The 24,700-nt window shown below is 72.4% G+C and carries 21 protein-coding genes and 2 pseudogenes; 13 read left to right on the plus strand and 10 right to left on the minus strand.

Annotated features, from left to right (window positions below; translation table 11 throughout):
- Positions 1-194: 194 nt before the first annotated feature.
- Positions 195-572, minus strand: coding sequence for a MerR family transcriptional regulator (locus E4U92_RS32325; protein ID WP_137303993.1), 378 nt, complete (start codon positions 570-572; stop codon positions 195-197).
- Between the two features lie 75 nt (positions 573-647).
- On the opposite strand from E4U92_RS32325, the gene E4U92_RS32330 reads away from it, so the two are divergent.
- On the plus strand, positions 648-1,376 hold the full coding sequence (locus tag E4U92_RS32330; protein WP_137303994.1) for an SDR family oxidoreductase: 729 nt from the start codon (positions 648-650) through the stop codon (positions 1,374-1,376).
- A 22-nt stretch (positions 1,377-1,398) separates the two neighbouring features.
- Here E4U92_RS32330 and E4U92_RS32335 read toward each other — a convergent pair.
- Positions 1,399-1,795 (minus strand): annotated as a pseudogene (locus E4U92_RS32335) (SDR family NAD(P)-dependent oxidoreductase); the annotation flags it as partial.
- Between the two features lie 78 nt (positions 1,796-1,873).
- Here E4U92_RS32335 and E4U92_RS32340 point away from each other — a divergent pair.
- The 4 genes from E4U92_RS32340 (at position 1,874) to E4U92_RS32355 (ending at position 4,436) form a co-directional block, all read left to right on the plus strand.
- Positions 1,874-2,275, plus strand: a complete 402-nt coding sequence (locus E4U92_RS32340; RefSeq protein WP_137303996.1) for a VOC family protein — start codon at positions 1,874-1,876, stop codon at positions 2,273-2,275.
- A 67-nt stretch (positions 2,276-2,342) separates the two neighbouring features.
- Complete coding sequence (locus tag E4U92_RS32345; protein WP_137303997.1) at positions 2,343-3,332, plus strand: magnesium and cobalt transport protein CorA; 990 nt, start codon at positions 2,343-2,345, stop codon at positions 3,330-3,332.
- 106 nt (positions 3,333-3,438) lie between these two features.
- Positions 3,439-3,945 (plus strand): DUF6584 family protein, encoded by a 507-nt coding sequence (locus E4U92_RS32350; RefSeq protein WP_137303998.1) that lies wholly within the window; start codon positions 3,439-3,441, stop codon positions 3,943-3,945.
- A 53-nt stretch (positions 3,946-3,998) separates the two neighbouring features.
- On the plus strand, positions 3,999-4,436 hold the full coding sequence (locus E4U92_RS32355) for a VOC family protein (protein ID WP_137303999.1): 438 nt from the start codon (positions 3,999-4,001) through the stop codon (positions 4,434-4,436).
- Between the two features lie 18 nt (positions 4,437-4,454).
- Here the strand turns inward: E4U92_RS32355 and E4U92_RS32360 are convergent, their stop codons facing one another.
- The 4 genes from E4U92_RS32360 to E4U92_RS32375 form a co-directional block, all read right to left on the minus strand.
- Entirely contained in the window at positions 4,455-4,736 is a 282-nt protein-coding gene (locus tag E4U92_RS32360) for a hypothetical protein (protein WP_137304000.1), read from the minus strand.
- 201 nt (positions 4,737-4,937) lie between these two features.
- The gene (locus E4U92_RS32365) at positions 4,938-5,519 is read right to left on the minus strand and encodes a DUF4328 domain-containing protein (RefSeq protein WP_229863514.1); all 582 of its coding nucleotides are present in this window, start codon (positions 5,517-5,519) and stop codon (positions 4,938-4,940) included.
- A gap of 171 nt (positions 5,520-5,690) precedes the next feature.
- Positions 5,691-6,233, minus strand: a complete 543-nt coding sequence (locus E4U92_RS32370; RefSeq protein ID WP_137304002.1) for an MOSC domain-containing protein — start codon at positions 6,231-6,233, stop codon at positions 5,691-5,693.
- Between the two features lie 111 nt (positions 6,234-6,344).
- A complete protein-coding gene (locus E4U92_RS32375) occupies positions 6,345-7,385 on the minus strand; it encodes a zinc-binding alcohol dehydrogenase family protein (protein ID WP_137304003.1) in 1,041 nt (346 codons plus the stop codon).
- Between the two features lie 167 nt (positions 7,386-7,552).
- On the opposite strand from E4U92_RS32375, the gene E4U92_RS32380 reads away from it, so the two are divergent.
- The 3 genes from E4U92_RS32380 to E4U92_RS32390 all read left to right on the plus strand — a co-directional run bounded on the left by E4U92_RS32380 (position 7,553) and on the right by E4U92_RS32390 (position 9,415).
- Positions 7,553-7,918 (plus strand): winged helix-turn-helix transcriptional regulator, encoded by a 366-nt coding sequence (locus E4U92_RS32380; RefSeq protein ID WP_137304004.1) that lies wholly within the window; start codon positions 7,553-7,555, stop codon positions 7,916-7,918.
- Positions 7,919-8,140: 222 nt separating this feature from the next.
- The gene (locus E4U92_RS32385) at positions 8,141-8,902 is read left to right on the plus strand and encodes a dienelactone hydrolase family protein (protein WP_137304005.1); all 762 of its coding nucleotides are present in this window, start codon (positions 8,141-8,143) and stop codon (positions 8,900-8,902) included.
- A 195-nt stretch (positions 8,903-9,097) separates the two neighbouring features.
- Entirely contained in the window at positions 9,098-9,415 is a 318-nt protein-coding gene (locus E4U92_RS32390; protein ID WP_168725242.1) for a peptidoglycan-binding domain-containing protein, read from the plus strand.
- 135 nt (positions 9,416-9,550) lie between these two features.
- Here E4U92_RS32390 and E4U92_RS32395 read toward each other — a convergent pair whose 3' ends face one another.
- Positions 9,551-10,192 carry a carbonic anhydrase gene (locus E4U92_RS32395; RefSeq protein WP_137304007.1) on the minus strand — a complete coding sequence of 214 codons (642 nt, stop codon included), beginning with the start codon at positions 10,190-10,192 and terminating at the stop codon, positions 9,551-9,553.
- 174 nt (positions 10,193-10,366) lie between these two features.
- Between E4U92_RS32395 and E4U92_RS32400 the strand changes: the two genes are divergently transcribed.
- Both E4U92_RS32400 and E4U92_RS32405 read left to right on the plus strand, forming a co-directional pair.
- On the plus strand, positions 10,367-10,579 hold the full coding sequence (locus tag E4U92_RS32400; protein WP_137304008.1) for a hypothetical protein: 213 nt from the start codon (positions 10,367-10,369) through the stop codon (positions 10,577-10,579).
- Between the two features lie 87 nt (positions 10,580-10,666).
- Positions 10,667-11,710: a LacI family DNA-binding transcriptional regulator gene (locus E4U92_RS32405; protein ID WP_137304009.1), complete on the plus strand. Its 1,044-nt coding sequence runs from the start codon at positions 10,667-10,669 to the stop codon at positions 11,708-11,710.
- Between the two features lie 36 nt (positions 11,711-11,746).
- Here the strand turns inward: E4U92_RS32405 and E4U92_RS32410 are convergent, their stop codons facing one another.
- From E4U92_RS32410 to E4U92_RS32420, 3 genes are all read right to left on the minus strand, one after another.
- Entirely contained in the window at positions 11,747-14,191 is a 2,445-nt protein-coding gene (locus E4U92_RS32410) for a beta-glucosidase family protein (protein ID WP_137304064.1), read from the minus strand.
- Between the two features lie 104 nt (positions 14,192-14,295).
- Positions 14,296-15,387, minus strand: coding sequence for a DUF1996 domain-containing protein (locus E4U92_RS32415; protein WP_137304010.1), 1,092 nt, complete (start codon positions 15,385-15,387; stop codon positions 14,296-14,298).
- Between the two features lie 133 nt (positions 15,388-15,520).
- The gene (locus tag E4U92_RS32420) at positions 15,521-17,707 is read right to left on the minus strand and encodes a discoidin domain-containing protein (RefSeq protein WP_137304011.1); all 2,187 of its coding nucleotides are present in this window, start codon (positions 17,705-17,707) and stop codon (positions 15,521-15,523) included.
- 1,263 nt (positions 17,708-18,970) lie between these two features.
- Here E4U92_RS32420 and E4U92_RS32425 point away from each other — a divergent pair.
- The 3 genes and pseudogenes from E4U92_RS32425 to E4U92_RS36905 form a co-directional block, all read left to right on the plus strand.
- Positions 18,971-23,005, plus strand: a complete 4,035-nt coding sequence (locus tag E4U92_RS32425) for an amino acid adenylation domain-containing protein (RefSeq protein ID WP_229863516.1) — start codon at positions 18,971-18,973, stop codon at positions 23,003-23,005.
- Positions 23,006-23,067: 62 nt separating this feature from the next.
- Positions 23,068-23,676, plus strand: coding sequence for a serine O-acetyltransferase EpsC (gene epsC, locus E4U92_RS32430; RefSeq protein WP_137304013.1), 609 nt, complete (start codon positions 23,068-23,070; stop codon positions 23,674-23,676).
- Positions 23,677-23,758: 82 nt separating this feature from the next.
- A pseudogene (locus E4U92_RS36905) lies at positions 23,759-24,643 on the plus strand (ATP-grasp domain-containing protein); the annotation flags it as partial.
- Between the last annotated feature and the right edge of the window lie 57 nt (positions 24,644-24,700).

Genomic DNA, 24,700 nt, shown 5'->3' on the forward strand with positions numbered 1-24,700 from the left:
CTCTCCGAACAGCACACCTAGGTCGTGTCCGCAAAGTCGCGTCGTCCGCCCGGAGGGCGGGCCCTGCGGCGTCCGGTGCGTGCTCTCGGCGTGCCGGGCGGACGCCCGCGTACTGGCCGTACTCGGGTGTTCGCCCGGTGCGGCGAGAGTGCGTGCCGGGCGTCGTAGGGCAGGCGGGACTTTGCGGACACGGCCTAGGGATGCGTGTCCGTGATCGCGATGACCTGGTCGAGGCGGTCCCGGGCGGCCTCCAGGTCGTCGATCCTGGCCTGGAGGCGCTCGCGCTCGACGCGCAGCATGGCTCGTTGGCCGGCGTCGGTGTGCCCGGAGTCCCAGCACGGGAGGAGTTCGGTGATCCTCCGGCTGGTCAGGCCGGCGGCGAACATCTGCTGGAAGAAGCGGACCATGGCGATGGCGTCCGGCCGGTACAGGCGCTGGCCGGACGGGCTGCGCTCCGCGGTGAGCAGCCCCTGCTGCTCGTAGTAGCGCACGGCGCGCACCGAGACGCCGGCGGCCCGTGCCACCTCGCCGATGCGCATCAACCGCTCGGTCGCATCCCCTGTGACAGACATGGTGGCCCCTCTCGCCCCGGCTCCCACCATCGGCGCTTGCCTCTGACGCCGACGTCAGGTTTTAGCGTACCGGGCATGGACATCAACCACTCCGTCGCCCTTGTCACCGGTGCCAACCGCGGCCTCGGCCGCGCTTTCGCCCAGCGCCTGCTCGAACGGGGCGCCCGCAAGGTCTACGCCACGGCCCGCCGGCCGGAGGCCGTGGACCTGCCCGGGGTCGAGGTGCTGCCCCTCGACATCACCGATCCCGCATCCGTGCGGGCCGCCGCCGACGCCGCCCCGGACGTCTCGCTGCTCGTCAACAACGCGGGGGTCAGCACGGGGACCGATCTCGTGACCGGCCCGCTGGAGGCGGTGCGGCACGAGCTGGAGACCAACATGTTCGGCCACCTGGAGGTGATCCGGGCGTTCGCGCCGGTGCTCGCCGGGAACGGCGGGGGCGCGATCGTCAACGTCCTGTCCGCCATGTCGTGGTTCGGGGGCAAGGGCGCCGGGGCCTACCACCTGTCCAAGGCCGCCGCCTGGGCCATGACCAACGGCGTCCGCCTGGAGCTCGCCGAGCAGGGCACGCTCGTCACGGCGGTCCACCTCGGCCTGGCCGACACCGACATGGCCGCGGGCTGGCCCGTGGCCAAGATCGCTCCCTCGGACCTGGCCGACGCGGCGCTCGACGGTGTGGAGGCCGGCGCCGCGGAGGTCCTGGCCGACCAGTGGAGCCGTGACGTCAAGTCCCGCCTGCCCCTGGCGCCGGAGGACTTCGCCGCGGCGATGGACCGCGCGCTGGCCGCGCTGCTGGCGGCCTGAGGCCTCTCTCCCCGGCCCCTGGTCACCAGGGAAGGGGTCCGGACCGGCCGACGAACTGCCCCGTCGGTCCGTCCGGACCGGTCGTGGCGAGGGCCACGATCGGGTCCGCGCCGTCGGTGACGCCGTGTCCGAGGCCGCCGGTGGAGTCGGTCGCGGTCTGCCCGGGGTCGGCCGCGTTGACCTCCACGTCCTTCAGTTCCCCGGCGTACTGCGACTCGACCCGCTCCGGGTCGTGGGTCATGCCGAACGAGCCCATCCCGCTGGACACGTTGACGATGACGGGGTGCGGCGACCTGCGCAGCAGCGGCAGGAAGGCGCGGGTGACCCGCACGATCCCCACGACGTTCACGTCCAGCACGGGCGCTCATGTCGGCCGCGGTGTACTCCTCGACGGGACCGGTCCTGCCCAGCACGCCGGCATATAGGACCGCATCCGTCCTACAGCGCTCCTAGGCTGCGACGCGCACCCTCCCGTACAGCGAGCCAAGGAGCACCCCATGCAGTTCACCTCCATCCGCGTCATCACCGGTGACGTGGCCCGCCTCGTCGGCTTCTACGAGCGCGCCACCGGAGTGCGGGCCGCGTGGGCCACCGAGGACTTCGCCGAACTGAGGACCGAGGGGGCCACCCTGGCGATCGCCGGCACCCGCACCGTGCCCCTGTTCGCTCCGGGCGCCGCCCGTCCGGCGGACAACCACAGCGTGATCACGGAGTTCCTCGTGGACGACGTGGACCGTGTCCATCGGGACCTGGCCGGTTTCGTGACCGACTTCGTCAGCGGACCCACCACCATGCCCTGGGGCAACCGTTCGCTCCTGGTCCGCGACCCCGACGGCAACCTCGTCAACTTCTTCACGCCGGTCACCCCGGCAGCCGTCGCGAAGTTCGCTCGCCCCTGACGGTGCGAGTCCGCCCGGAGCGGTCCCGCCAGGCATGAAATGCCCGGGCGGAAGCACCCGGAGGGGCATGGAGTGCGCGATCTATCAGGAGCAGACGGATGAGTGGGAACAGGTCGACTGCCGGCAGGCGGACGGCGGGTGCAAGGCCACCCTGGCCCGGCTGGCGGACCTGAGGCCCGGCGAGTTCGCCTGGATCCGCATGGACGAACCCGGCGAGGAGGAGCTGCAGCAGCTCGGTGAGCACCTGGGGCTGCACCAGCTCGCCGTGGAGGACGCGGTCCACGCCCACCAGCGGCCGAAGCAGGAGCGCTACGGCGACGTGCTGGCGGTGGCGGTCAAGACCCTCTGGTTCGTCGAGCGGACCGCGGACGTGGAGACGGGCGAGGTGATGATCTTCCTCGGCCCGTCCTTCGCCCTCACCGTCCGGCACGGCGCGGCCGACCCCGCCGCCGAGGCCACGCGACGGCTCGCCGAACAGCCCGACCTCGCGCGGCTCGGCCCGGTGAGCGTGCTGCACGCGGTGACCGACGTCGTCGTCGACGCCTACACGCAGGCCGCCGCCCAAGTGCGCACGGACCTCACGCAGTTGGAGCGGTGCGTGTTCTCCCCCGCCCGCGAGGACCTCACCGAGCAGATCTACTCCCTCAAGCGGGAGGTGGTGGAGTTCCGCGACGCCATCCAGCCGCTGGTGCCGGTCCTGCAGCCCTTCGCGACGGCGCGGGACGACTGGCCGCACGAGGTCGTGCCGTACTTCCGGGACGTCGCGGACCACCTCACCCGCGCCGACGCCGAGGTCCGCGCCATGGACGACCTGCTCTCCTCCGTCCTCGACGCCCACCTGGCGAAGGTGAGCACCTGGCAGAACGACGACATGCGGCGCATCAGCGCCTGGGCGGCGATCTTCGCCGTGCCCACCATGGTCGCCGGCATCTACGGCATGAACTTCGCCCACATGCCCGAACTCGACTGGCGCTACGGCTATCCCTGCGCGCTCGCCGTGATGGCGTTCGGCGCGGGCTTCCTGTACCGGGCCTTCCGCCGCAACGGTTGGCTGTGAGCAAGGGAGGGGTAGGACACGCGCACGCGGGCCGCCGGAGGCCGGACGGGGCGCGGCGCGGGAAACCGGGTCGACGGTGATCGCCGCGGTGCCCGATCATGTGATCATGCCCTTGACAGAGACACTCGCCCGGGTCGACGCGGACCTCGCCGTCGGCCGGGTCCCCGTCGCGCGCCAGCGTCTGCGCGGACTGGTGTCGTCCTTCCCCGACGACCTGACGGTGCGCCGGCGCCTGGGTGAGGTGTACCGCCTCTACGGCGACCCCGCGGAGGCGGGCCGCTGGATGTACCTCGAGGAGGACCGGGACGCGGCGGAGACGTCCGCCTTCGAGGCGAGGTACCGTACGGCGCCGCAGCGCATGCGGGCGCTGGCCTGGCAGGGTCCGGAGTCGCGCGCCGCCACGGCCTTCGCCAGGGAGCGCCTCGCGGCGGTCCGGGCGGAGTGTTCCGACGCCATGGGACGCCCCGTCGACTGGGACTCGGTGCCCTCGGCCGAGCGAGCGGACGGCAGGAACAGCGCCGTCGCCGACTCCCTGGCCGGGGCGGGGTGCCTGCTGGCGGTGCTGGCGTTCCTCGCGATCTGGGTCAACGGACTGGTTGCGCTCTTCGACTGACCCGCCGCGGATGGAGGGGTGACGCGGAAGGCCCGCTGGGTAGCATCCCGCGCATGGCCATCAGACTCGAGAACGTCGGCATCGCCGTGCGGGACCTCGAAGCCGCGATCTCCTTCTTCACCGACCTCGGCCTCACGGTCGTCGGCCGGGACACGGTCAGCGGTGAGTGGACCGACACCGCCGTCGGCCTGGACGGCAACCACGCCAGGATCGCGATGCTCCGGACGCCGGACGGCCACGGCTGCCTGGAGCTCTTCGAGTACCTCCATCCCGAGGCGATCGAGACGAAGCCCACGCGCCCGAACGAGATCGGCATGCACCGCGTCGCCTTCTCGGTCGACGACATCGACGAGGCGCTCGCGACGGCCGCGAGGCACGGCTGCCGTCCGCTGCGCGGTGTGGCGACGTACGGGGACGTCTACAAGCTGACGTACCTCCGCGGTCCCAGCGGCATCCTGGTCATGCTCGCCGAGGAGCTGAAAAAGGGCTGACCGCCGGCCCGTACGCGGTCAAGCGGTGGGAGCCACCGGCCTGGTCCCGGCCGGGGAGTCGAGCTCCAGCGGGTGGAGCTGGCTCCAGTACAGGCGCAGGACCTCCTCCGGCGTCTGCGGGGACGGTCCCGTCCGGTCGCGGAAGGCCAGGTGCAGCTCTTCGACGCGGTCCCCCACCGTCTCGGCGGTACGCGACGCGGACCCCGCGCCACGGTTGGCCCACCAGCGTGCGGCGCAGGCCGCCCCGGCGGCTGCCGCAGCGGTGATGGCCAGTACCTCGCGCGACGAGATGACCTGCATGACACTCCCCGACTCTCCAGACCAGGCATGCGCTTGCCTTATGGGGTGTCCCGAGCGCGGCCGTTCATGCCCCGTTCCGCGAGCGGGCTCGCGTCAAGTGCCGCCGCCCGGACGGGGCGTGGCCGGGGCACGGGCAGGATCGGGGGTCCGGAGCCGAGGCCGCTCCCCCCGCGGCCTCTCGGAGTTCAGGAGCTCAGGGGTTCAGGGGCTGACACCTGGCTCGAGGCGTGCGGCGGGCAGGGTGTCGCTGAGTGCGACGGCCTGGAGCGTCGTGACGCGCTCGATGACCAGGCCGAGCAGCACGGCCGCGGTGATCATCAGCGCCTCCGCCGACACGAGCAGAAGCATCGAGCCCGGGTCGGCCCGGTTCGCCACCGCGAGCACCAGCGCGTGCGCGACCCAGGCGGCCCACCACAGGTTCACCAGCATCGTGTCCCGCGTCTCCCGCCAGGCCAGGGAGCTCGCCCGCCCGATGTCCAGGACGAACCGGCGCGGAACGAAGAAGTTGACCACCGGGACGAACCACGCCCCCACCGTCCAGGCCGCACCCGGCAACGGGGCCCGCGGGGACAACTCCTGGGCGTTGCGCCGGGACCGGGCGAGCCACACGAGGAACAGCACGACCGCGAGGGTCATCAGGTAGACGAAGGCCATGGAGACGAGACCCGACCGGTGCCGGGACGCCTCGGTGGCATGCAGGTAGTGGTCGCGGACCGCCGCGGCACGGAACACGTCCGCCACCGCGGCCACCGCTGTCGCCGCCTGTGCGCAACGGGCGAGCATCCATGGGGCGTTCCGGGCGGTACTCGTCATCGGCCTCGGCCCTGTCCGGGAGGTCTGCGCGGCCGCGGCGGACACCGAGGCGGGATGATCATAGGGGGTGCAGGCCGTGCACCGCTGCGGGGGCGACGGCTCGGTCGTCGCCTCCCGCCTCGTGCGGGCCTCCCGGCCGGGTCAGACCCGGTCCAGGGGGCGGTGCGGGCCTTCCGGGAGGCGGACGTCGATCGGGTCGCCCGGGCGCACCACACCGCCCTCCTTCACCACGCTCATGATCCCGGCCTTGCGCACGATGTTGCCCTGCTCGTCGCGGCCGACGACCTGCTTCAGGAGCCCGTCCTGGAAACGGTCGATCTGCAGGCAGGGGTTGCGCAGGCCGGTGACCTCCAGGACCGCGGAGTCGCCGATGTGCAGGAGGGTGCCCACCGGCAGGCCGAGCAGGTCGAGGCCGCGCGTGGTGATGTTCTCGCCCAGCTCGCCCGGCGCCACCTGGAAGCCGTCCTCGCCGACCTCGGCGAACAGCTCCTCGTGGATGAGATGCACCTGGCGCAGGTTCGGCTGGGTGGGGTCCTGCGCCATGCGGGAGCGGTGCTTGACCGTCACCCCCGCGTGGACGTCCCCCTCCACACCGAGCCCGGCCAGCACCGTGATGCTGTCCCGGTTCGGCTTGGTGAACGCGTACTCGCCGTTGCTGCTGACTGCGGTGACTACTCCGGTCATGACCGAGACCCCCTCGTCCTGCGCGTGATCGGCCATGAGCCTAGTCCGGGCGCTGCCCGCCCCGCGCCCGGACCGTTCCCTGCAGCGCGTTCCGGTCGGGTGGCCCGCCCCTCAGGCCCCCGAGAAACCGGTCAGCGTGATCTTGCCGATGGCCTTGCCCGACTCCAGGACGCGGTGCGCCTCGCGCAGGTGCGCGGCGTCGACCGTGCCGAGGTCGGTGGTCGCCGTCGTGGTGAGGATGCCGGCGTCCACCAGCCGGGACACCTGGTTCAGGATGCGGCCCTGTTGCGCCTGGTCGGCCGTCCGGTGCAGCGAGCGCGTGAACATGAACTCCCAGTGGAAGGCGATGCTCTTGGACTTCAGCAGCCCGATCTCGACCGGGCCGAAGTCGTCGATGGCGACGATCCGGCCGAACGGCTCGAGGACGTCGACGTAGGCGGCCAGGTTGCGGTCCGTGCCGGCCGTGCTGAAGACGAAGTCGACGCCGTGCGGGGCAACTTCGGCCACCTGGGGCGGGAGCGGCCGGTGGTGGTCGACGATGTGCGAGGCGCCCATGCGGCGGGCGAACTCGGTGGTCTCCGGGCGCGAGGCCGTACCGATCACGGTGAGGCTGGTCAGCGCGCGGGCGAGCTGGGACACCATCGCGCCGACACCACCGGCGGCGGCCGTGACCAACAGCGTCCCGGTCTGCCGCAGGGCGCCGTCGTGCAGCCCGAGGTGCTCGAACAGGCCCTCCCAGGCGGTGAGCGACGTCAGCGGCAGGGCGGCCGCCTCGGAGAACGACAGCGTGGCCGGCTTGCGGCCGACGAGGCGCTCGTCCACGGCGTGATAGCGGGAGTTGCTGCCCGGCCGGTCGAGGGCCCCGGCGTAGAAGACATCGTCGCCCACGCGGAACGACGTCACCTCCTCGCCGACGGCGACGACCGTGCCGGCGGCGTCCCAGCCGAGGACCTTGGGTTCGCCGTGCGGGTCGTTGTTCTGGCGCACCTTGTGGTCGACCGGGTTGACCGCGACGGCCTCGACCCGCACGAGCAGGTCACGCGGTCCCGGCTGCGGCACCGGCAGGGTCACGTCGAGCAGGCTCTCCGCGTCGTCCACGGGCAGGCTCTTGCGGTAGGCCACGGCGGGCATGGTCTGCGGGATCGGGCTCATCTCTGCGCATCTCCTCGTCGTCACACTCCGGCGGCCGGTGCGCCCACGGCGTCCGTCCGACCGCTCGGTGAGCACCGTAGGTCCCGGGCGGTGGTAACCCGCAAGGGCACCTACTTCCCCAAGGGAAGTATGCTGGTCGGAGCCGCGAAGGAGAGGGGAAACAGCTCATGGGGACGCCCTGCACGAACGAGCGGCACGACCATCACGACGTGTACGCCGCCCAGTGCCCCTGCCGCGACGTGCTCGACCTGCTGGCCAACAAGTGGTCGGCGCTCGCCATCGGCGCGATGGAGGAGGGCCCCCAGCGGTTCGGTGCGCTGCAGCGGCGGCTGGAGGGCGTCAGCCCCAAGGTCCTCACCGCCACGCTGCGCCGGCTCGAGGACAAGGGATTCGTGGAGCGGACCGTCTACCCGGCGGTCCCCCTGCACGTCGAGTACGCGCTCACCGCACTCGGCCGCAGCGTGGCCGACCCGCTGGCCCGGCTGCGGACCTGGGTCGAGGACCACATGGACGACATCGACGCGACGGGCTGACGGCCCTTCCCGGTGCCGCGAAGGGCGCCGTGGGCAGGGGGCCCGGAAATGCGGTGGCGGGCCGTGGTGGCCGCTGCTACCTTTCCGGAGGCCGTGCGAGAGAACGAGGAGGTGGTACCCGTGACCGTATCGACATGGGTGCTCCCCTCCGGGGTCACGGTCGGGCGATAGATCGTCCGGGAGCGCCGTACACGCGCACTCCCGAAAGGCACGACCGTGCACTTGCAGTTCACTTCCGAACAGCGTCTCGACGACGGCGTCCTCGCCCGCGAGTTCACCCTGGGCGAGATCCCCGGCACCCTGTGGACGCCCGGCTCCGCGGCCCCCGTCCCGCTGGTCCTGATGGCCCACAACAACGGCCTGCCCAAGGCCGATTCCCGGCTGGTGGCCCGGGCCCGCTACACCGCGGCGCGCGGCTACGCGGTGGCCACCATCGACGCGGCGGGGTGCGGTGACCGTCCGCGGTCCGCCGCCGCCGAGCAGATCCGCGCCGAACTCCGGCAGGCCGTGCAGGCCGGCCGACCGGCCGACGAGCTCGACGAGCTCTTCGAGTCCCTCGTCGGCCCGCTGGTCGCCCAGGCGGTGCCGGAATGGCAGGCGACCCTGGACGCCCTCCTCCGACTCCCCGACATCGGCGGGCCGGTGGGGTACTCCGGGGGGTGGGCCGCCCTCGGCATCCGGCTCGCGGTGGCCGAACCCCGCATCGTGGCCGCCGGCTTCTTCGCGGGGGGCTACGTACCCCGCGCCCAGCGCGAGGAGGCCCGCCTGGTCACCGTCCCGCTGCTGTTCCTGCTGCAGTGGGACGACCAGGGCAACCCGCGCCGCCGGGCTCTGGACCTCTTCGACGCCTTCGGCAGCAAGGAGAAGACGCTCCACGCCAACCTGGGCGGCCACACGGGCACCCCGTGGTTCGAGCTGGAGGACGGGTGCCGGTTCCTGGACCGGCACTTGAAGGTGCCCCCACTGGCGGACAGCGCGCGGTAGTCGGCGAAGGGCCGCGCCGTCGTACGGCAAGCCGCTCACGGCTCCTCCTGACGTCCTCGCCCTGAGATGCACCCCTCGTGCGGGAAGGAGAGGATGGAAGAAGGGCAATCCCTTCTGGAGGTGATCAGCATGCGACGCATGCTCACCGCCGCAGCGGCCCTTGCACTGCCTCTTGCTTTCGTGGGAGCACCGGCTGTGGCAGCAACCTATGAAGTGGTCACGCCGCCCACCAGTGTCATGACGGTCGGTCCCGACGACGTCTGCAACTACACCGACAGCCGTCCCACCCTGCACGTGGGCTCGTCGGGATCGGCCGTCCGTCAGGCTCAGTGTTACCTCAACCAGGCCATAGGCGCCGACCTGGACGAGGACGGGGACTTCGGCCGGGTCACCCAGGCCGCCACGAAGGACTTCCAGCGCTGTGCCGACATCGTGGTCGACGGCATCATCGGAGCCCAGACCTGGTCGTTCCTGTCCTTCTGGGCCAACGCGCCAGGAGCGCCCTTCTGTTGATGCCTCTCCGGGCGCCGCCGGTGGTCGCCTTCCCCGGGTACACGAACCGACCGAACCAGGGCAAGGCGACGGCGGCTGCCCGGACCCTCAGGCGCGTTCTGCGCGTCCCGGGGTGGGCAGCCGCCGTCGGGGCGGTCAGGAGGCTGCGGGGACCGGTGTGTCCAGGCCGCGGGTCGCGACGACCTGGGCGGTGCCGTCGGCCAGGCGGTAGCGCAGGCCCACCACCGCGGTCCGCCCGGCGGCGACCTTCTCGGCGAGGGACCGGGAGCGCTCGAGGAGCTGGTCGACGGTGCGGCGCACGTGCTCGGCGAGGATGTCGTCGGGGTCGGTCTGTCCGGCGGCCCGCGCCGCCAGCACGCTCGGGGTCACGCGCTCGACGACGTCCCCGACGTAGCCGCCCGGCGTCAGACCGTTCTCCACCGCGGCGCAGGCGGCGGCGACGGCGCCGCAGGAGTCGTGGCCCAGTACCACGACCAGCGGGCAGTTCAGCACCTCGACGCCGTACTCGACGCTGCCCAGCACCTCGCCGCCGGCCACGTGGCCCGCGGTGCGCACCACGAACAGGTCGCCCAGTCCGCGATCGAAGATGATCTCGGCGGCCAGCCGGGAGTCGGAACACCCGAACAGCACGGCGAAGGGCTGTTGGCCCGGCGCGATCTCCGCGCGGCGGGCGGCGTCCTGGTTCGGGTGCTCGGGCGTACCGGCGACGAAGCGCTGGTTGCCGGCCAGCAGCAGCTCGAAGGCTTCCTGGGGCGTCGGGGTCTCGATCTCGCTCATGGTCCGAAAGCCTAGAACCCCTGGCCAACGAACGCACGGCCTGGTCCCGTCTCGTCTCATCAGGTGGGAGACCGGCGAGCCGTGCGGGCGGCGAAGACACCCGTACGGCCGCTGCGGGGAGCGTGCAGCGGCGCCCCGCATGCGACCTGCCCGGACACGGCGCACCCTGGTGGCATGCCCTCCGTGCCGCCAGTGGTCGTCTACCCGCCCGACGAGCGGGGTGGCCGCCGGGTGCGCATCGACAGCGAGATCTCCGGGATGGCGTACGGCCTGCGCGACGTGGCCGAGTTCCTCCGCCGGGCCGGCCTCGAGATCGAGCCGGCCGAGGTGACGCAGGCCGCGTGGATCGAGTGGCGGGGCGGCGGCCCGGACGTGTGGACGCACTGAACGCGGCCCCCGTGACGGCCCCCGCCCACGGCCCCTGCTCCCCCGGCGATCTACCCAGCCTTTTCGCCGTGCCGTTACAGTGCACGCGTGAGTAGGCAGCCACCGACCCTGGAGGACGTCGCTCGGGCAGCGGGGGTGTCGCGGGCAACCGTTTCCCGGGTCGTGAACGGCGTGCGCAACGTCGACCCCGCCCTGCAGGAGATCGTCTTCCGTGCGATCGAACTGACGGGGTACGCCCCGAACCGCGCTGCCCGCTCCCTGGTCATCCGGCGTGCCGAGACGGTCGCCCTGGTCGTCTCCGGCGTGGGCGGCGCGGCGGACGACGAGGCCCGCGAGGTGTTCGCCACGCGCGTGTTCACCGATCCGTTCTTCGGGCGGGTCGTCGGCGGCGTGATGAGCTTCCTGCGGCCGCGCTCGATGCATCCGGTGCTGATGCTCGCCGAGTCCGACGCCGACCGCCAGGAGGTGGTCTCCTTCCTGCGGCAGGGGCGGGCCGACGGCGCCCTGGTCGTCTCCACGCATCCGGACGACCCGCTGCCCGCCCTGCTCGCCGGGGCGAAGCTGCCCGCCGTGCTCTTCGCCCGTCCCTCCCGGGCCGTGCCGCTGACCTACGTCGACCTGGACCACCGGGCCGGCGGCGCGCTGGCCGCACGGCACCTGCTGGCGCGCGGGTGCCGCAGACCGGCCACGGTCAGCGGGCCGCTCGACGTGCGGGCGAGCCGCGAGCGGCTGGCCGGCTTCCGCGAGGCCCTCGCGGACGGCGGGGTGACGGACGTGCCGCTCGCCGAAGGCGGGTTCACGCTCGCGAGCGGCATCGAGGGCATGGCCGACCTGCTCACCCGGCATCCCGACGTGGACGGCGTCTTCGCGGCCAACGACCTGATGGCGCAGGGTGCTTGCCGGCTGCTGCGCGAGCGCGGCAGGCGGGTCCCGGACGACGTCGCCGTGGTCGGCTTCGACGACAGCGGGGTGGCCGTGACGTGCGAGCCCCCGCTCACCTCGGTGCGCCAGCCGGTGGAACGGATGGCCGAGGAGATGGCCCGGCTCCTCGACAGCCAGGTGCGCGGGGAGTCGCAGGCGCCGACCGGTGTCGTCTTCGACCCCGAGCTCGTCGTACGCGCGTCCGCGTGAGCGCGGCGCGGGGGCGCGGCCGATCCGGCCCTCCGCTCACCGCCCGCCGGTGACCGTGACCGTCACCGGGCGCTCGCACCGGATGTCGCCCGCCGAGCGTCCCACCAGCAGCCGGTACGTCCCCGGCTCGGTCCGCCACGCCTGGTCCGGCGTCGACCAGTGCCGCAGGGCGCGGGGTTCCACCACCACCTCCGCGGTCACCCGCTGTCCCGCCTCCGCGCGGACCGCCGCGTACCCGGCGAGCCAGCGTTCCGGTCGTTCCACCGCGGAGCCGGGGCGCGCCAGGTACACCTGGACGACCTCGCGTCCCGCCCGGGGGCCCGCGTTGCGCAGGTGCACCCGGAGCGCGATCGGGGCCCCCTCCGTCACCTGGGGCGGGACGTCCACGGACTCGTAGTCCCACCGGGTGTACCCCAGTCCGTGGCCGAACCAGTAGGCCGGTTCCCGGCCCGCCCGCAGCCAGGCGCGGTAGCCGATGTGCAGGCCCTCGTCGTACGGCAACCGCCCGCCGGTCGGGCGGGTTTCGGTGACGAGTGCGTCGGCGAGGCGGGCCGCCCAGGTCGTGGGCAGGCGGCCCCCCGGTTCGGCGCGGCCGAGGAGGACGTCGGCGACGCCGGCGCCGGCCTCCTGGCCGGGGAACCAGGTGAGCAGCAGGGCGGCGACCCGGTCGCGCCAGGGCAGTTCGACGGGGCCGCCGCTGTTGACGACGGCGATGGTGCGGGGGTTGGCCGCCGCCACGGCCCGCACCAGGTCGTCGCAGGCGCCGCCGAGGGCCAGCGAGGTGCGGTCGTGGCCCTCGGTCTCGCTGTGTCCGGTGGTGCCGACGAAGACGACCGCGGCGTCGGCGGACCCGGCCGCGGCCACCGCCTCGGCCAGTGCGGTCCGGGTGTCCGGTGCGGGCGGGGCGGCCGCGAGGACGGTGGCGCGTCCGTCGCCGGGGAGCAACTCCCGTCGTGCGACGACGTGTACGGGCCGCAGCGCGGTGAGGGACGTACGGGCCGTCCGCAGCGGTGGGGTGACGTGCACGATCGCCGGGTCGTCGGTCTGCCGGGGGAACGCGCCGTCGAGCAGGGTCCGGTCGTCGACCCTGAGGCTCATCCGGCCGAACCCGCCGACGCCGAACGTCCAGGTGCCGGTGGTGTGCGGGCGCAGCAGGGCGCTGATCTCCACGGTGTGCGCGCCCGCCACCAGGGCCGGTTCCGGCTGGCGGCCGGACAGCCGTCGTTCCGCGTGCAGTTCGCGCCCGTCGCCGTCCAGCAGCCGGACGAGTACGCCCGGGGCGCCCGAGCGCGGATCGGTGCAGTGGTCGGGGGTGACCGGGGCGGGCGGTACGTCGAGGGCGGGGCCGGCGGCGTGGACGACGCGCGCCCGGCCGCGCAGCGCGCTGCGCAGGGCGTCCAGCGGGGTGACCGTTCCGGTCGGGTGCACCTCGGCGCTGCCGCCCCCCTGGGTGCGGGGCGCGGCCGCGTGGGCGCCGATGACGGCGACGGTGGACAGGGCCGCGGGGTCCAGGGGCAGGACGTCGTCGTGGTTGCGGACCAGGACGCTCGCCGCGGCGACGGCGCGGCGCAGCAGCTCCCGGTTGCCGCGGTGCCGTCGGGCGCGGGCGGCGGGGGCGCGGTAGGGGCCGAGGGCGCCCACCCGGGCGGCCAGCCGCAGCAGGCGCCGTACCTTGTCGTCGACGGCGTGCTCGGGGACCTCGCCCGCGCGCACCGCGTCGGCCAGGTCGGTGGCCCAGGGACTGTCCGGGCCGGGCATGGCCAGGTCCAGTGCGGCGCGGGCGGTGTCCCGCGTGGTGCGCACGGCGGCCCAGTCGGAGACGACGACCCCGTCGAAGCCCCAGTGCTCCTTGAGGACCTCCCCGAGGAGCGGACTGGCGGTCATGGTGGTGCCGTTGACACTGTTGTACGCGGCCATGACGAGCCATACGCCCGCCTCCACGGCCCGCTCGAACGGCGCCAGGTACACCTCGCGCAGGACGCGGTCCGCGACCCGGACGTCGACCGTGAGGCGGTCGGTCTCGGAGTCGTTGGCGACGAAGTGCTTGGCCGTGGCCGCGACGCCCTGGGACTGGATGCCGCGGATCAGCGCGGCGCCGGTGCGGCCGGTCAGTTCCGGGTCCTCGGAGAAGCACTCGAAGTGCCGGCCGCCGAGCGGGCTGCGGTGCAGGTTGAGGGTGGGTGCGAGGACGACGTGCACCCCCTTGCGGACCGCCTCGGCCGCGAGGAGGCGGCCCAGTCCGGTGAGGAGTTCCTCGTCCCACAGGGCGCCGAGGGCGGAGGCCGAGGGCAGCAGCGCGGAGGTGCGCCGCTCGTCCCAGGACTCCCCGCGCACCCCGGCGGGCCCGTCGGAGCAGACCATCGCCCGCAGTCCCAGGTCCGGTTCGGCGGCCGTGCGCCAGGTGGTGGCGCCGGTGAGCAGGCGCACCTTCTGGGCGAGGCTCAGCTTGTCGGTCATCCGGTCGAGTTGTTCGTCGTTCATCCCCATGTCCCCACCCCTTGTCCGACGGTCCGACGACGGAGGGCCCGGTCGCCCCCGCCGCCGGGCGGCAGGGGGGACCGGGCCGTTGCGGCATCCGGAGCTGCTCAGGGCAGCCGGTAGTCGCTGTTGAGCGTGGCGCCCGCCTCCGGGTGCGTCTGGTCGTAGCCGCGTGCGTCGCACTGCAGGCCGCCCACGATGCAGTGGTCGACCAGCGCCTTGAGGGTGCGCTCCTCCCAGGCGTTGAAGAAGTCGTAGTGGAAGGAGTAGCCGCGGCCGCTGGCCAGGCGGACCTGGGACATGTCGCCGTTGACCGGGAAGGCCATCTTGAACTCGATCATCGGCAGGGCGACCGGGTGGTCGGCGGGGCACATGTTGTCGTTGGTGCCGGGCTTGACCACCGGGTACGCCATGTGGCTCTTGTGGTCCGGGGTGTCGAGGTACTTCCCGTCCCAGCAACTCGGTGCCTGGAACCGGATGTTGAGCTGGACGTCGGGGCGGCTGGGACAGCTCGCCGGGAAGTCGACGTTGAAGTAGCTGTCGCCGCACTCCCAGCCCTCGACGAAGCCGCGGTGGTGGCGGAACTCGTCGGCGCTCTGCATCGGGTTGCCCACCACGAAGCGCAGGCCCTTGGGGAACGGGCGCACGCTGGTGTAGTCGGTGACGCCGGCCTTGTAGTAGATGGTCTGCGGGCCGACGGGCAGGATCTTGCGGTCACCGTTGTACAGCGAGGGCATCCAGTAGCCGGAGGCGTCGGCGGGCGCCTTGCAGGTGGTGGCGCCGCCGCTGAGGGAGGCGGTGGTGCTGTTGGCGTCGGTCGAGGTGTTGCCCATGAAGGTGTGGTCGTGGGACTTGCCGGGCTGGCCGGGGTAGACGATCGGGTCGTCGGGCGCGGTGTGGGTGACCGAGCAGTTGGCCTGGAACTCGTGGAAGTAGCGGGTCGGCGGGGTCGCCGTCGACGGGGTGACGCCGGTGACCTGCGGGACCGCCGGGATGTAGCCGTCGCCGTCGGGGTCGTCGCCGGACGCCTGGGTGGACACCGCCATGGTGTGCCCGAGGTGGGCGGCGGAGGTGGCCGCGGTGGCGTCCCGGCCGGTGTGCGTGTCGGTGGCCGAGGCGATGGTGCCGACGCCGAGGACGGTGGCGACGAGCGCGGTGCCGAGGAGGAGTGCGGGGAGCCGGCGTGGACTCGATCTCATGGGATCTCCTGCCCGTGAGGTGGGGTGGGAAAGGGGGTGAGCACCGCGGGGCGCCCGGGCGCCGTGCGGCGGTCAGGAGCGGGTCCGGTGGCGCCGGGCCGGGTGAGGCAACCGCCGCCACCGGACGGGGCCGTCAGCCGTAGATGCCGATCTCGTGCAGGGAGTAGCCCCAGCCGGTGCCGCGGGCCGTGAGCTGCAGGCGGACGTAGCGGGCCGTGGCCGCGAGGGGGATGGTGTCCACGTCGCCGTCCCCGGTGGTGGTGGAGTACGCGGAGCGCCAGGTGGTGCCGTCGTCCGAGAGCTGCACCGTGTAGGCCTTGCCGTAGGCCGGGTCCCAGACCAGTTGGAGGGTGCGCAGCGCCTTGGCCGCGCCGAGGTCGACCTGGATCCACTGGGGGTCGCTCCAGTCGCTGGCCCAGCGGGTGTCGGCGCGTCCGTCCACGGCCAGTTGGGGGGTGCAGGGGCAGTCGCCGTAGGACTGCTGGGAGGAGGAGGCGGTGGCCGGGCGGTTCAGTGCGACGTTGGTGCCGCTGACCGGCGGGGCCACCACCCGCACGGACTTGGTCTCGATGCCGGCGTTGCCGTGGCCGTCCTCGGCCTGGACGTACACCTTCCACACACCGAGCTTCTGCGGGGCGGTGACGGCGAACGTGCCGTTGCCGGTGGACCGCCACTGCGCGGCCACGAGGCCCTTGTCGCCGCTGGCGTAGTTCCCGCTGAGGAAGATCTTGTAGGTCACCGGGTCGCCGTCGGGGTCGCGCACGTCGGCGTGCACGGTGAACTCGCCGCCGGCCGGGGCGGAGGTCGCGGGGCTGACGGTCATGTTGCCGAGGACCGGGGGTGTGTTGCCGACGGCGGTCGTGCCGGTGTACGCGCGCTTCACGGCGTAGTAGGACAGCCGCTTCAGTCCGTCGGGCACAAGGTTGAACCAGACGCCGCCGAAGTCGTGTTCGGTGCCGTAGTGGAAGAGGGTGGCGCCCAGGGCCACGCCCTGGTGGCCGGTGACGCAGTTCCACGCCTTGGTGTAGCCGTCGGCCTTCTGCACGTCGGTCGGCTCGTCGGGGACGCCGTTGACGTCGTTCGGGACCTCCCACTCCCCCGCCGGGCCGGTCTCGGTGATGATGTACGGCTTGGTGTAGCCGCCGTCGATCCAGTCCTGGCGGACCTTGCAGACGTTGCTGTACGAGTTCATCGCGTACAGGTCCAGGTCGGGCGCGTTGCGCTTGTAGTACGGCCAGGCGCCGGTCCACGCGTCGGTGGAGGTCACCGGGTGGTCGGGGTCGATACTGTGGATCTTTTTGGCGACGTCGTTGACGAAGCTGGTGTAGGCGTTGCGCTCCGCTTCCAACTGGGTTCCGCTGTAACAGTTCTGGAGTCCGAGGACCGACTCGTTGCCGACGTTCCACATCAGGGTCGCCGGGTGGCTCTTGTAGGTGTCCACCCACTTGGCGAACTCGTTGAGCGCGTTGGTCTTGTACGTGGTGTCCGTGACGTAGTCGACGCAGCCACCGGCGCCCGGGCCGCCGCCCGGCTGGAGCCAGAAGCCGTTGATGACGCGGATGCCGTTGGCGGCGGCGCTGTCCAGCAGCGGCTTGGTGGAGGCGTCGGTGCCCCAGGTGCGGATCGTGTTGGCGCCCATGGCCTTCACGTCGGGCAGGTAGGTCGGCGCGGCGGAGGGGGCCGGGCCCCAGGTCACGCCCTTGACGGTGTAGGGCTGTCCGCCCACGGTGAGGCGCCAGTCGCCCTGGGTCCCCTCGACCTTGACGGCGCCGCCGGGCGGCGGCTGAGTGGTGCCGCCGCTCCCGGTGGAGCCATAGACCTGGAACTCCCACAGCGAGTACCCGTAGCCGCCGGCCCGGGCGATGCCCTGCATCCGCACGTAGCGTCCGGTGCCGGAGAGGGCGAGGTCGTCGGTGCCGCCGTCGCCGCCGGTCACCGTCTTCAGGGTGCGCCAGTCGGTGCCGTTGCCGGACGCCTGGATCGCGTAGTCCTTGCCGTAGGCGGCCTCCCAGGTCAGCACGACCCTGCTGAGCGTGGCCTGTTGGCCGAGGTCGACCTGGATCCACTGCTGGTCGCTCCACTGGCTGGCCCAGCGGGTGCCGGTGAGGTTGCCGTCCACCGCCGCGGCGGGCGCGTAGCCGTCGCCCTCCTGCGAGGAGGCGGTGGCGGGCCGGCCCTGGGACAGCAGGGTGTCGGCGGCGTGCGCGGCGGGGGCGAGCGCCAGGGTGGTGAGCGAGGAGGCGAGGAGGAGCCCGGCCGCGAGGAGGGCTCCGCCGGTGCGGCGGCGGGCTGGTGGGTCGGTGAGGGAGGCTCTGGACACGCGTGCTCCTGGTTCGTTCGCCGTGCGGGGAGAGGCGGGTGGGGGTGGCGGCGGGCGGGGCGGTGTGCGGCGTCAGCTCTCGGAACGCCATGCGGGAGAGCGCTCTCCGACCATGCCGCGCGGCCACAAGGCGGTCAAGAAGGTGGACAGGTTTTTCTTCGACCTTGTTTCAAGCCTTGAAGCGAAGGGGGTGACCGCTCGCCGCAGCCCCGGTCCACGGGCCGCCCGGGCGATGTCGTGGGCCGGGGCCGCCAGGGCGAGCCGCGCCGCGTCCCGGTGCCGATCGGCACCCTCGGCGACGGCCGCCGGGAAGGGGCGCCGGCCGACCACGACGTCGGCGGGGGACGGGGGGTCCGATTCCCAGGATCAGGCAAAGAATGGCGCATGCCGTACGGTTCTCGGCCCGCATGGCGGTCGGTGACAAAGGCTCGATTGCATCGTCGCACCGGCCGCCTGAGCGGAACCAAGAAATCCGACCGGCTCCCTCTGTTGCGGCTCCATGAACGCTGCCTTACAAGGCGGGCCGGACCGACCGGCGGCCCCCGGAATACCGCACGCCGGAAATTCACGGCAGCAGAGAGTCACCGGTGTGCGGGTGCGACAGATCCTCGGGCCGACTCGCACCGCTTGCCCTGGTGACGCGCGTCATGGCGCGGTCCGCAGGAAATCCCGCACCTGTCGTGCGGGTGAAGAGAACCGGAGCAAAGTCGCTCACTTTGCAGCCAGAAATGCTCACACCTGTACGGCTCGCCCGACGGAAGACTGACGACAAGAGGAACAAACGGGACGTGCCGGGCAGTTGTGTGGTCTCGCGTCGGCCACCGCCTTCGTGTACGTTCCGATCGATCACGCAAAGGACTGACCTGTTCTGGCCTGAACGACGCCCTCCAACGGGAGTTGTACGGTTGGCGCAGGCACACCGGTTCGACAGGGGGAGGCGTACACGCATGTCTGCACCATGTCCTGAGTACGTGCAGAATCCCTGTGTCCGATGTACGGCGGCGCCGACGACGTTCTGAGGGCCGACTCCGCACCGCACGGCCCCAGCGGTTCCTTCCGGCGACCGATTCACTGAACGAGCGCCGTTCCAATCTTTTCACGGCTGCCCGGCCGCGGCCGAAGCCCACCACGCTACGCGTCTTTTGCATGCCCCGATGCCGTGGCCGTGTTACGCGCGTCGACTCCACCTGCCCTAATTCAAGGCTCCAACTTCACGAATTCCAGGTTCGAAGGATGATGGCGAAACCAGCGGGGTCCGGAGAATTGTCCCTGTCAGAAATGCTGCGCGCGGCCACCGCCGCCCAGCCCGACCGGACTGCCGTCTCCTGTGGCACGGAGCGGCTCTCCTTTCAGCAGCTCAGTGAGAGCAGCGAGCGCATGGCCGCCCACCTGCGACAGCTCGGTGTGGCGGCGAACGACCCCGTCGGCATCTTCATGGAGCCGTCCGTCGACCTCATGGTGAGCGTCTGGGGCGTCCTGCACTCGGGCGCCGCGTACCTGCCGCTGTCGCCGGAGTACCCGGACGAGCGGGTGCGCTACATGGTCGCGGACTCGCGGACCGAGGTCGTCCTGACCGAGGAGTCCCTGGTGCCCCGGCTGGCCGCGATGACACCGCCGGGGACGCGGATCGTCACCGTCGCCGACAGCCAGGTCCGCACGGAGTGGCCCGCCGACGGCGTGACCGCCGTGCCGACGGCGCTGCCGCCCGCGCGGGGCGACTCCCTCGCGTACGTCATCTACACCTCGGGGAGCACCGGCAACCCGAAGGGCATCGGCATCGAACACCACAGCATCGTCAGCCAGATGCGGTGGCTCGCCGAGGAGCAGGGCCTGCACGAGCGCAGGACGGTGCTGCAGAAGACGCCGCTGAGCTTCGACGCGGCCCAGTGGGAGATCCTCGCCCCGGCCTGCGGCAGCAGCGTGGTGATGAGCGAGCCCGGGATCTACGCCGATCCCGGCGGGCTCATCGACCTGATCGTGGCGCACCGGGTCACCACCCTGCAGGGCGTGCCGACGCTGCTGCAGGCGCTCGTCGACACCGGCCGGCTGTCCGACTGCACCTCGCTCACCCACGTGTTCAGCGGAGGCGAGGCGCTGACCCGGACCCTGGCGGTCGAACTGCTCGACGCTTTACCGCACATCGACCTGGTGAACCTGTACGGCCCCAGCGAGTGCACCATCAACGCGTCGGCCCACACGGTGGACCGCGGCACCGTCCACGAGGGCCCCGACCACGTCAGCATCGGCCGGCCGGTCCCGGGCATGAGCTTCCACATCCTCGACGCGGCCCGTCGGCCCGTGGCGCCGGGAGATTCGGGTGAACTGCACATCGCGGGCCACCAGTTGGCCCGTGGGTACCTCAACAATCCCGAGCTGACGGCGCAGCGGTTCATCCCCAACCCGTTCTCCTCCGACCCGGCGTCCGCGCGCCTCTACCGCACCGGCGACCTGGCCCGCTGGAACGACGACGGCACGGTGCAGTTCCTCGGCCGGACCGACAGCCAGGTCAAGCTGCGCGGCTTCCGGGTCGAGCTGGACGAGATCAAGGTGTCCATCGAGAAGCACGAGTGGGTGAAGCGGGCCGCCGTCCTGGTCCGGGACGACACGAGGGTCGGCGCCAACCTCATCGCCTTCATCGAGCTCGACCCGCAGCGCGCCGCGCTGATGGACCAGGGCAACCACGGCAGCCACCACCAGTCCAAGCAGAGCAGGCTCCAGCTCAAGGCCCAGCTCGCCAACCTGGGGGTCCGCGAGGACGACGGCGCGGCCGTCGTCGAGCTGCCCGGCCGTGCGGCCACGGCGGACCAGCGGCGCACGGTGTTCGCCCGCAAGACGTACCGGTTCTACGAGGGCGGCGAGGTCAGCCGCGCCGACCTCCTGGCGCTGCTCGCCCGGCCGGCCGGGCAACCGGCCGCACACCGGGACCCGGCCACCCTGAGCCTGGCCGAACTGGGCACGCTGCTGCGCTGGTTCGGGCAGTTCCCGAGCGGCGAACGGCTGCTGCCCAAGTACGGGTACGCCTCCCCCGGCTCGTTGTACGCCACGCAGCTCCACCTGGAGCTGTCCGGCGTCGCGGGCCTGGACGCGGGCTTCTACTACTACCACCCGGTCGAGCACCGGCTGGTGCTGATCGGCCCGGCCGCGACCGGCGAGCCCAGGCTGCGGGTCCACTTCATCGGACGCCGGTCCGCCATCGAGCCCGTCTACCGCAACAACATCCAGGAGGTCCTGCAGTTCGAAGCCGGGCACATGCTGGGCCTGTTCGACCACGTCCTCCCCGAGTTCGGGCTGCGCATCAACCCCGGCCCGGTCACGCCCGAGGTCAAGGACGTCCTGCGCTGCCCCGAGGAGGACTACTACCTCGCGACGTACGACGTGGAGTCGGCCGGGGCGCCGGCGGTCCCCGGCGCCGTCGAGCTGTACGTGCAGGCCCACCCCGACCGCGTCACGGACCTGCACGGCGGCCAGTACCGGTTCGACGGTGCGGACCTGGTCCACGTGTCCGACGACCTGGTCCGCAAGCAGGACGTCATCGCCATCAACCAGGAGGTGTACGACCGGGCGAGCTTCGGCGTCAGCCTGATCGGCCGCGCCCCGGAGCCCTGGCAGCGCTACGTCGACCTCGGCCGGGAGCTGCAGCGCCTGCAGATGAACAACCTCGACGTGGGGCTGATGTCGTCGGGCTACAGCTCCGAGACCGGCAATCCCCTGCCGTCCGCCCGGCGCATCGCGGACATCGTCGACCTGGGCACCGGCACGGCCTCCTATTTCGCCGTCGGCGGCCGCATCAGCGCCGAACAGCGCCTCAGCGAGGGCATGAAGGAGGACTCCGTCCACATGCGGGGGCCGGCCGAGATCGTCAAGGACAACCTCGCCGAGACCCTGCCCCCGTACATGGTGCCCAACCGGGTCACCGTGCTGGACGCCTTCCCGCTCACCCCGAACGGCAAGATCGACCACCAGGCACTGCGCGAGCTGGACAAGGCGGCCGTCGACCACACCGAGACGCCGGTCGTGCCGCCCCGCACACCCACCGAGGAGGCCATCGCCGCGCTCTGGGGCGCGGTGCTCCGGCAGGAGCGCGTCTCGATCCGGGACAACTTCTTCGCCGCCGGAGGGCATTCGCTGACCGCGGTGAACCTGGTCGGGCGAATCAACCGCGAACTCGGCAGCTCCCTGCCGCTCCAGGTGCTGTTCGACGCGCCGACCATCGCCGAGCTGGCCCGGCGCGTCGACCGGGAGCCCGCGACCGCGCTCACCCGGCTGGTGCGGCTGCGCGCCGGGGACGGTGCCCGGCCGGTGTTCTGCTGGCCCGGGCTGGGCGGGTACCCGATGAGCCTGCGGCTGCTGGCCGGCCGGCTGGAGCTGGACCGGCCGTTCCTCGGGGTGCAGGCCCACGGCATCAACGAGGGCGAGGTGCCGTACCCGACGTTCGAGGAGATGGTCGCCCAGGACATCGAACTCGTCCGCCGGGTCCAGCCGGGCGGCCCGTACACCCTGTGGGGGTACTCCTTCGGGGCCCGGGTCGCCTTCGAGGTGGCCCACCAGCTCGAACGCGCGGGCGAGCAGGTCGACGAGCTGATCCTGATCGCGCCGGGCAAGCCGCCCGTGGAGGCCGGCGCCGAGCGGCCGGCGGAGGCGCCGGCCGGCTACGCGGACCCCACCTTCGTCTCGATCCTGTACTCGGTGTTCGCCGGGAACCTGGAGCGGTCGGCGGTGCAGGCGTGCCTGGCCGCGACCCGGGACGAGGACTCCTTCGTCGACTTCGTCTGCGGCCGGTTCGAGCACCTGGACCGTGACCTGGTGCGCCGCATCGTCGGCGTGGTGCGGACGACCTTCCCGTTCGAGTACGCCCCCGACGAGCTGGCCCGGCGTGGTCTCACGGCGCCGATCACCGTGCTGCGGGCCCGGGGCGACCAGGACTCCTTCATCGACTCCGCCCCCGCGCTGTCGCGGACGTCGCTGCGGATCAGCGAACTCCGGGCGGACCACTACGAACTGCTGCGCGCGCGGGGGATGGACGAACTCGTCTCCGCCCTGCACGCCGCGCGCCTCACCGGAAAGGCCATCGGAGTGCCCCACGTCAGCATCAAACACTTCCCCAACAACCTCGCGGCCGACCAGATCTCCGCACTCGTCGACGCGATCACCAGCGCCGTGCGGACCGCCTTCTCGGTCGACGAGGGCGCCGTGTCCATCGCCCTGGAACCGGTCACCCAGGAGGCGTGGACCGAGCGGGTGTACATACCCGAGATCGTCCACGGCACGGCGAACCTGGTGAAGGCCCCCAACTACTGACGTCCGCCGCGGAGTTCGACGTGCCCCCGGGAAAGACCAGACATGACATTACGGAGCATCGCATGCGTAGGCTGATCGTCAGGGCGAGGGAGGACCTCTCCGTGATCGTCGCGCGGGACCCGTCGGTCCGCACCCGCGCGGAGGCGCTGCTGCACCCCGCCCTGCCGGCGCTGTGGACCCACCGGCTGGCGCACGCCCTCTACACCCGCGGGCACCGTCAACTCGCCCGGCTCCTCGCCTACCTGGCCCGCGCGGTGACCGGCGGCATCGAGATCCACCCGGGCGCGAGGCTCGGCCGGCGCGTGTTCATCGACCACGGCGCCGCCGTGGTCATCGGGGAGACGGCCGAGGTCGGCGACGACGTCACGATCTTCCACCAGGTCACGCTGGGCTCGGTCGGCTGGTGGCGGGACGGGCGCCGGGCGGCCGGTGCGCGCCGCCACCCGGTCGTCGGCGACCGGGTGGTGCTCGGCACCAACGCGATCGTGCTGGGCCCGGTCAGCGTCGGCGACGACGCGCTGATCGGCGCGGGGTCGCTCGTCCTCGGCGACGTACCGGCGGGCGCCCGGGTGATGGCCCCGCTGGGCGAGGTGACGCCGCGCCTGTCGGCCGCGGACCGCGAGGAGGCGGACGAACTGCTGCGCGCGCTGGCCACCTCCGGGTGCTGGTGACCGCCCGCCCCGTCCCCGTCCCCGCACGTCGCCCGCCGTTCCCCGCCCCCCGACCACGCGTCGGCAGCCATCGGAGGCACACATGATTCACGTCGGTGTCGTGGAGAGCAATCTCTCCGGATCCGGCTTCGAGGGCCTGCAGATCATCAAGGAACTCGACTGCCGCGTCACCTTCTTCACCCGCGACCTGGACCGCTACCTGGCCGTGCCGGGCGGACCGGCCTACTTCGAGCAGTACGTCGACGAGATCGTCCACTGCGAGACGAACATCTACGAGGAACTCCTGCCGCACGTGCACGCGGCCGGGGAGAAGCACCCCTTCGACGCGTTCCTCACCCTCGCCGAGTACGACGTGGTCGTGGCCGCCCAGGTGGCGGTCCACCTCGGCCTGCCCACGGTCAGCGTCGACGGCGTGGCCACCGCGCGCAACAAGGCGCTGATGCGCCGGCGCTGCGCCGAACTCGGCGTCGCGATACCGGCGTTCCGCACCGTGCGCGACCCCGCCGAGGCGGAGGCGGCCGCGGCCGAGATCGGCCTGCCCTGCGTGGTCAAGCCGGCCGACGAGACCAGCAGCGCGGACGTACGGCTGGTCGACACCGCCGCGCAGGCCGCCGAGCACGTCGCGCTGATCCGGTCCCGCAGGGAGAACACCCGCGGCCAGGCCCGCTACCACGAGCTGATGGTCGAGGAGTACCTGAGCGGCCCCGAGGTCAGCGTGGAGGTGCTGGCCGACGGCGACCGCTACGAGGTCTTCGGCGTCACCGACAAGTCGGTCGTCGGCCAGGGCTACTTCGTCGAGCTGGCCCACACCTTCCCCTCCAGCCTGCCCGAGCCGGTGGTCCGCGCCTGCGGCGACCTGGCCGTCGAGGCGCTGCGCGCGGTCGGGTTCGACCTGGGGATGGCGCACGTCGAGATCAAGGTGACCCCGGCCGGACCCAAGCTCATCGAGATCAACCCCCGGCCCGCCGGCGGCAAGATCACCTACCTCGTCGACCGCGCCCTCGGCATCAAGTCCCTGGAGCTG

This window comes from Streptomyces galbus, from assembly GCF_005280195.1.
GTDB classification, from domain to species: domain Bacteria; phylum Actinomycetota; class Actinomycetes; order Streptomycetales; family Streptomycetaceae; genus Streptomyces; species Streptomyces galbus.

Coding starts and splice junctions, on each gene's coding strand:
- E4U92_RS32350 (WP_137303998.1), top strand. CDS start 3,439: ATGCCCTTGACAGAGACACTCGCCCGGGTCGACGCGGACCTCGCCGTC.
- E4U92_RS32345 (WP_137303997.1), top strand. CDS start 2,343: ATGGAGTGCGCGATCTATCAGGAGCAGACGGATGAGTGGGAACAGGTC.
- E4U92_RS32380 (WP_137304004.1), top strand. CDS start 7,553: ATGGGGACGCCCTGCACGAACGAGCGGCACGACCATCACGACGTGTAC.
- E4U92_RS32325 (WP_137303993.1), bottom strand. CDS start 572: ATGTCTGTCACAGGGGATGCGACCGAGCGGTTGATGCGCATCGGCGAG.
- E4U92_RS32360 (WP_137304000.1), bottom strand. CDS start 4,736: ATGCAGGTCATCTCGTCGCGCGAGGTACTGGCCATCACCGCTGCGGCA.
- E4U92_RS32410 (WP_137304064.1), bottom strand. CDS start 14,191: ATGAACGACGAACAACTCGACCGGATGACCGACAAGCTGAGCCTCGCC.
- E4U92_RS32340 (WP_137303996.1), top strand. CDS start 1,874: ATGCAGTTCACCTCCATCCGCGTCATCACCGGTGACGTGGCCCGCCTC.
- E4U92_RS32400 (WP_137304008.1), top strand. CDS start 10,367: ATGCCCTCCGTGCCGCCAGTGGTCGTCTACCCGCCCGACGAGCGGGGT.
- E4U92_RS32395 (WP_137304007.1), bottom strand. CDS start 10,192: ATGAGCGAGATCGAGACCCCGACGCCCCAGGAAGCCTTCGAGCTGCTG.
- E4U92_RS32415 (WP_137304010.1), bottom strand. CDS start 15,387: ATGAGATCGAGTCCACGCCGGCTCCCCGCACTCCTCCTCGGCACCGCG.
- E4U92_RS32355 (WP_137303999.1), top strand. CDS start 3,999: ATGGCCATCAGACTCGAGAACGTCGGCATCGCCGTGCGGGACCTCGAA.
- E4U92_RS32365 (WP_229863514.1), bottom strand. CDS start 5,519: ATGCTCGCCCGTTGCGCACAGGCGGCGACAGCGGTGGCCGCGGTGGCG.
- E4U92_RS32370 (WP_137304002.1), bottom strand. CDS start 6,233: ATGACCGGAGTAGTCACCGCAGTCAGCAGCAACGGCGAGTACGCGTTC.
- epsC (WP_137304013.1), top strand. CDS start 23,068: ATGCGTAGGCTGATCGTCAGGGCGAGGGAGGACCTCTCCGTGATCGTC.
- E4U92_RS32375 (WP_137304003.1), bottom strand. CDS start 7,385: ATGAGCCCGATCCCGCAGACCATGCCCGCCGTGGCCTACCGCAAGAGC.
- E4U92_RS32330 (WP_137303994.1), top strand. CDS start 648: ATGGACATCAACCACTCCGTCGCCCTTGTCACCGGTGCCAACCGCGGC.